We start from the raw sequence: 4,564 nt of genomic DNA, 5'->3' as shown, positions 1-4,564 counted from the left end.
CGCTGTATCCCTCATCTGCGTCCAGAACGGCTCTCAGAGCGCAATCTACGGCCGCTGCGTAGCGAATTGGACCGGGTTTGCCATCGGGGGCGGTGCGTACAGGAACTTCCAGCCCGTAAATCAGGTGGGCATGGCCGTTTTCGGGGTTCTGGGCAACGATTGTCGGGGGTGGTGCATTGCGATCGTGCCAGTCGAGCGCCGCATCGCAACGATCTATGTCGTAAATCAGCCAGTAGCGATGGGTCGGGCCGTTGGGCTGGATGTAGCGCGCCTGAATCGCCTGGGCGACATCACGGATACGGACGCCGGTACCGAAGTCGTCGGTGTGATAGGGCTTTTGGGGCAGCCGGTCTCTGAATGTGTCCAGATTGGCAACATTTTGGACTTGGCACCCGGGATCGGGTTGGGCCACAATATCTCCATGTTGTGTGCGCCCTCGTTCCCGTTCTGCCGCCAAGCTAAACCGGGTTCGGGGGCGTTTTCTTTTTCTATCCCGTTGTTTTTACTCTCCGGGATGGCGCTCGTCCAGCCACTGGCTTGTTCGAAGCCTGTCTGCCGGCATCAGCGGTAAATCTCGCGACGATGCCCGATGCGAACGATCAGGATACACACCCGGTCGTCCTCGAGACTGGCAATCAGCCGATAGTCGCCCACTCGGTAACGCCACAGCTCTCCCATATTCCCCTTGAGAGGCTTTCCCAGTTGTCTTGGGTCTTCCAGTGGTTGAAGGCGTTCGCGCAGGTAGTCACGTATCCGTTTGGCATCCGTATGCCCCATCTTTTGCAGCTGTTTGCGAGCATCGCCGGTCAGTTCAATTTGCCAGGCCAATATCCCGCTCCACGTCATCCAGACTATGCCGTGTTTCCTCACCACTGCGCAGGCGTTCAAGCGTCTGCTCGGCCATATAGATATCTTCGAGGTCTTCAAGATGCTCGAGGATGGCTTCACGGGCGTAATAGGTCTTGGTACGCCCGGTGGCCTTGGCCAGAGCGTTCAGACGTTCTTCGATGTCACTGGGCAGGCGAATAGCGAGCATGATGCGTCACTCCTGTATTGATATACGTGTATATCATATGTTGATGCGGGCCATTCTGCTAGAGGCTCATGCCTCGGTCACGGCCTCGATGATGTTGCTTTAACGCCTCTTGCCTTCTGGCGTCCAGCGCGACACCTTCTCGCTCAAGTCGTTGACCTGATTGCTCAAGCGTTCGACCTGCTTGCTCAGCGCCGCGTTGTCGCGTCTGGTGGTCTCGAACATGGTCTGCAAATTGTCGTAGGCGCTTTGCCATGTCTTCTGCTGCTGCTCGTAATCGTGCTGTAGTTGCTCGAAGGCGTTCAGCAGCTCCTGTTCCAGATTCGTCACTCAGTAACCCTCCATGATCCGATAACCGCCCTGATAGTGTTGGGCGCTCTCGTCGATCTTCACGCACAGGCGCCGATCCTCGCCGCAGTGGTTCAGGTCCGCGCTGCCCCCCCGTTCGTGCAACATCTCCAGCGTGGTGCGGTTGTTGAGGATTTCGTTCACCTGGTGATCGATGTACCAGCCCATGGTCATGATGGCGCTCGTGCCCAGCAGGAACATCAACGATACCGGTATAACGATGGCCATCCAGCTCTTGAGTGCGGTCTGGCGCAATCTCTGGTGCTGGGCGGCAATGGCGGCGCTGGTTCTCTGCTCGCTTTCGTTCAATGCCAACAGCAAGGCGTTCTCGTGCTTCTCGAAGGCGTGCTTCACGGCCTGCTCGGTACTCTCGGCTTGCTGCTTCGATTTCTCCTCGAAGGCCGCTGCCATGCGTGAAATGTCGCTCATAGAGCTTCCCTTGTAGTCGCAGGGGCCGACCGTTTTCAGGGTCAGCAATACTGATGCTGCTTTTGGTCTCTCGGGTCACGGTGAACCCGGCACTTTCGAGTGCCCCGATAACGTCCTGTCGGCTGCGTATCTCGCCCTGTTGCGCCAGCGCCAGTAGACCGCCGGTGATCTGCTGCTGAGCCTTGAGACGATCCCGCGGAAGATCTGCGGGATAGGTCATGGCGCGCTGATTGGCGGGGTCATCGGGATCATGAAGGCCATATTCGGCGTTGGTGACGACTTTCCAGGCGTCGATCCGGGGACGGTCAGCAGGGGCGTAATACGGTTGCAGACGATGGCCAGTGGTCAGCTCGATGTTGGCCACTACAAAATTCAGCTCCAGACGCCCCTTGTCACGGTGCTCGACCCACAGACAGTCGTACTGATCGCCATCAAGACCGGGTAACAGGGCCTTTTCGAAGGAATCCATGATCCGGCGCTTGGCCGCATCACTGATATCAGGCTCCTGAAAGGACAACACGCCAGAGGTGTATTTCTTGGCGTATCGGCTGCTGTCGATCAGCTGCCGGGTCTGGTCGGCATCTCCACTCAATAGCGTTGCACCATCACGGTTGCGATCCCGACCCAGCAGATATTCAACAGGGCCGCTGCCGCGTCCGGTACCGCGTGGCGTGAACTTCACAATCATGAGTGCTGCGCTCGCAGCTCGGCCAGCTCACGCTCAAGAGCAGCAAGGGCAGCAATAACCTGTACGCGGTCCATCGCGCCCCATTCGCCACTGTTCACGCGTCTGGCCACCTGGTTCAGGTTATTTCCGATACCGGCCAGCTGACGCAATAACGCAGGATCGACCGATTCAGGCGCTTTCGATGACCGTGACCGGCTCCCTTCAGGGGCCAGACAGTGCTCCCGCATCCATTCGGCCAGTCGGGCCTTGGGGCAGCGCTGCCGTAACGCCTCGTATTCCGTACTGGTGCAGCGCACCTTGATGACCTTTTCACGCATCACATCAGTCATCAGCATCATCCTCACAAATCCAGACCGTGCCAGCAGCCAGCGCCTCATCATGACTGTCACAAGGAAATACCCAGACCACCTGGGCATCCTCGATCAGTTCCAGAAGCCAGAGATCGCCATCGGGTTCACGGTCAATGCGGTAATCACGTTCGTCCATTCGACTCTCCTTGGTATTCACTGGCCTGTCTGTTGCGACGGCCCGAAGGGTCGGAAGCGGCAGGCAGAAACAGGGGGTATCGGGGGATGTAATCCCCTGATCCAGCTCACTGCGGCCCAGCCGAGCGAAGCGAGGTAAAGGGCCCGCTGTGTATGCTGGCTTATCAACAAATAAGAATCAATGCAATAAAGGCTTTCGCATTAGACATAAGGAATGTAACGTTGTGTGTGCGGCAAAAGAATGAAAGTCCGCATTACCATGCAATCAAATAGAAGGAAGCAGCAACATGGCATCTGTAGGAACAACAGCAAGAACTGGTGAGAACTGCCCAGAAAGCGGAGTCTGGGAAGTTGTAGGAACTCCAAGCACAACAGCACCCATCGCAAAGGGCAACAGAATGCCCCCATACAATGGAGAAGCAGTGACTTGGAAGCTGATTCAGCTGGCATAACAACTAAAGTCCCGATGGGAAAGTTCAAAAACTCCCATCGGGCTATTATCTGATATGGCTTTTACTCAATTTTTAGGATTTTTCATCCAAGAAAGATCCATTCCGCTTTCTGCCTCGATGTGCTTTGCCATCGCTTCTCTACGCTCTGCATGGAATAGCTGTATGCCTATGTCCGTAATCTCATCAAGATCATCGATATCTTCTTGCTTGAGAGCCTCCGGGCCATACCTTCCAGCTATATAGTTAGCGATCTTTGATCGGCGAGCATGCAGTAGCTCTAAACAAGCCGTTTTAACATCAAGCGGTATTTCATAAGTACGCATTGTCTCTGCAAGCAAGAAAGTAGCGATCATGAAATATCGTAACCTACCCCTTTCTTTGAACCGCTCTTCCCCTAATTCCAAGATCATGTGTTGACCCGCAGGTGTAAAGCACACACTACGTACGAGCTCTTGGCTTTTGCACTGAGCCTTGATTTCAGCAGCCACTCCGGCAACTAAAGCTCTTTTCCGAAAATACGAAAACATTATTCACCTATCGCTTGATCCAGTTACTTATTGTTTTTTGACTAACTCCTACAGAATGAGCAATTTCACGTTGAGAAGCTCCCTGAGCTGCCATCTCCCTTACCTTTGACATGAAGCCATCTCGTCGCTTTGCTCCTTTTTTACCGCCTCTCCGAGCTTGTAATGCGGCAAATCCGCTCGGTGACAGGTTCTGATGCGTCCATTTCGCCACGCTCCGGGCGGTATGGCGCACTTCACTTTCTGATAGCGGGTCTGTGAAGTCGTTGTATGCCTTGGCGCGTTGATAAACCGCCTCGAACCAGCGGTCATAGTCTGGCCACCCCTGTCGTATGGCGCGGTAGGCCCAGTGGCGCAGGCGTTCGAACAGGTTGCAGTTACGCCCCAGTCCGTAATCGGGGAGGCGTTTGCGGCGGTCGCTGTAGGCGCTGAGGTCGAGCCAGCCATCCAGATCGGCCAGCGAGTAGAGCTGCGTCGCCCACTCAGAAACGCGCCAGAAGCCGTTGAGCGGGTTTTTGCATATCAACCCGCTGTATCCCTCATCTGCGTCCAGAACGGCTCTCAGAGCGCAATCTACGGCCGCTGCGTAGCGAATTGGACCGGGT

General features: G+C 55.6%; 9 protein-coding genes and 1 pseudogene. All 10 read right to left on the bottom strand.

The features are described 5' to 3' along the window. The coding region (locus Q0931_RS16670; protein ID WP_299262109.1) for a replication initiation protein at positions 1-412 on the bottom strand (412 nt) is incomplete at its 3' end. 149 nt (positions 413-561) lie between these two features. Next, a complete protein-coding gene (locus tag Q0931_RS16665) occupies positions 562-828 on the bottom strand; it encodes a type II toxin-antitoxin system RelE/ParE family toxin (RefSeq protein ID WP_175489747.1) in 267 nt (88 codons plus the stop codon). Then, positions 812-1,036 carry a DUF6290 family protein gene (locus Q0931_RS16660; protein WP_090136298.1) on the bottom strand — a complete coding sequence of 75 codons (225 nt, stop codon included), beginning with the start codon at positions 1,034-1,036 and terminating at the stop codon, positions 812-814. The genes Q0931_RS16665 and Q0931_RS16660 overlap by 17 nt, the downstream gene beginning before the upstream one ends. A 99-nt stretch (positions 1,037-1,135) precedes the next feature. After that, positions 1,136-1,363 (bottom strand): MbeD family mobilization/exclusion protein, encoded by a 228-nt coding sequence (locus Q0931_RS16655; RefSeq protein ID WP_299262108.1) that lies wholly within the window; start codon positions 1,361-1,363, stop codon positions 1,136-1,138. Continuing rightward, the gene (locus Q0931_RS16650) at positions 1,364-1,810 is read right to left on the bottom strand and encodes an MbeB family mobilization protein (RefSeq protein ID WP_299262107.1); all 447 of its coding nucleotides are present in this window, start codon (positions 1,808-1,810) and stop codon (positions 1,364-1,366) included. It lies immediately after the preceding gene. 46 nt (positions 1,811-1,856) lie between these two features. Continuing rightward, a pseudogene (locus Q0931_RS16785) lies at positions 1,857-2,498 on the bottom strand (relaxase/mobilization nuclease domain-containing protein); the annotation flags it as partial. Further along, on the bottom strand, positions 2,495-2,827 hold the full coding sequence (locus Q0931_RS16640) for a MobC family plasmid mobilization relaxosome protein (protein ID WP_299262105.1): 333 nt from the start codon (positions 2,825-2,827) through the stop codon (positions 2,495-2,497). The pseudogene Q0931_RS16785 and the gene Q0931_RS16640, both read right to left, overlap by 4 nt. Then, entirely contained in the window at positions 2,820-2,984 is a 165-nt protein-coding gene (locus tag Q0931_RS16635) for a hypothetical protein (protein WP_299262104.1), read from the bottom strand. The genes Q0931_RS16640 and Q0931_RS16635 overlap by 8 nt, the downstream gene beginning before the upstream one ends. 516 nt (positions 2,985-3,500) lie before the next feature. Then, positions 3,501-3,788 carry a hypothetical protein gene (locus tag Q0931_RS16630; protein ID WP_299262103.1) on the bottom strand — a complete coding sequence of 96 codons (288 nt, stop codon included), beginning with the start codon at positions 3,786-3,788 and terminating at the stop codon, positions 3,501-3,503. A gap of 181 nt (positions 3,789-3,969) precedes the next feature. Next, the coding region (locus Q0931_RS16625) for a replication initiation protein (protein ID WP_299262102.1) at positions 3,970-4,564 on the bottom strand (595 nt) is incomplete at its 5' end.

This window comes from uncultured Kushneria sp. (assembly GCF_947497025.1).
GTDB lineage: Bacteria > Pseudomonadota > Gammaproteobacteria > Pseudomonadales > Halomonadaceae > Kushneria.
The sequence above is the reverse complement of the archived record's forward strand: the minus strand, read 5'-3'. Positions and strand labels throughout refer to the sequence as shown.